Source organism: Malaciobacter halophilus, assembly GCF_002837275.1.
Lineage (GTDB): Bacteria > Campylobacterota > Campylobacteria > Campylobacterales > Arcobacteraceae > Malaciobacter > Malaciobacter halophilus.
The window spans coordinates 1-857 of record NZ_NXIF01000105.1 but is presented as its reverse complement, the minus strand read 5'-3'; the positions used below and the strand labels follow the sequence as shown (position 1 = coordinate 857).

3 protein-coding genes are annotated in these 857 nt (G+C 22.4%); 2 read left to right on the top strand and 1 reads right to left on the bottom strand.

The genetic code is table 11. From position 1 onward, the window contains the following. On the bottom strand, window positions 1-273 hold a 273-nt coding region (locus tag CP960_RS13625; protein WP_133121168.1), incomplete at its 3' end, for a helix-turn-helix domain-containing protein. Window positions 274-436: 163 nt separating this feature from the next. On the opposite strand from CP960_RS13625, the gene CP960_RS13620 reads away from it, so the two are divergent. Both CP960_RS13620 and CP960_RS13615 read left to right on the top strand, forming a co-directional pair. After that, window positions 437-634: a hypothetical protein gene (locus tag CP960_RS13620; protein WP_101185993.1), complete on the top strand. Its 198-nt coding sequence runs from the start codon at window positions 437-439 to the stop codon at window positions 632-634. Between the two features lies 1 nt (window position 635). Beyond that, a partial coding sequence (locus CP960_RS13615) for a hypothetical protein (RefSeq protein ID WP_133121167.1) occupies window positions 636-857 on the top strand: 222 nt, incomplete at its 3' end.

The window sequence follows — 857 nt, the reverse complement described above, 5'->3', positions numbered from 1 at the left end:
GTTGTTATTACCTTGTACATTAAATATTTTACTTTTTTCATTATTGTTTTGATTGTTTATTATTTCATTTGTAGTTTTACCAGTCAAAATGTACATTAAATCATATCCATTTTGGTAACATAAATTTGTTAAGTTTTCATAAGGTACTTTATTTCTTTGTAACCATTTACTGAAATTTACTTCGCTTGTTTTTAATATTTCTGCAATTTCTTTATTTTTTGTTTTTCCAGTTATGTCTTTTAATCTTTCCAATATTTCTATAAAATTTACCATTTTGTATTACAACCTCTTGACAATATGACTTATTTTTGATTATAATACCCTAATCCTAAAATTCGAAATAGGTTATCACATACAAAATAAAACATATAATTAGTATTCGCAACACTATTATATAAGCCTTTTTGTATGTTTTGCCTTAAAAAAGGTAGTAAAAATGTCAAAGAACTTACCAAAATTACAATTGTGTAAACAGATTGAAACACTTTCAAAACAATTAACTTTAAATACTGAAAAACTTACATCTTTATTTATAACTGATAAACAAAGAAGTTTTTTAAGAGATGAAAATAAAATAATTGAAAAACAATTACAAGATAAATTAACTATTATAACTTGTATGAAAGGCTTTTAAAATGAGCAGATTAACAAAGCATATCCCATTTTATGAAGATTTTACAAAAAAAATAAAATTGTCTTTACATAATTTTGGTGTTAATAATTCTGTTACTTCTAATAGTTATTTTGCAAATTTATTAGGTTTTAAAGGAGATAATGCAAATACACAATTTTCTAATTATGTAAATGGAAATGGAAAAAACTTTACAACAAGAGAACTTATTAGACTTATTGAGCTT

What these genes read in the sequence shown, in the direction of transcription:
- CP960_RS13620 (WP_101185993.1), top strand. Translation starts at nt 437, where the DNA reads ATGTCAAAGAACTTACCAAAATTACAATTGTGTAAACAGATTGAAACA.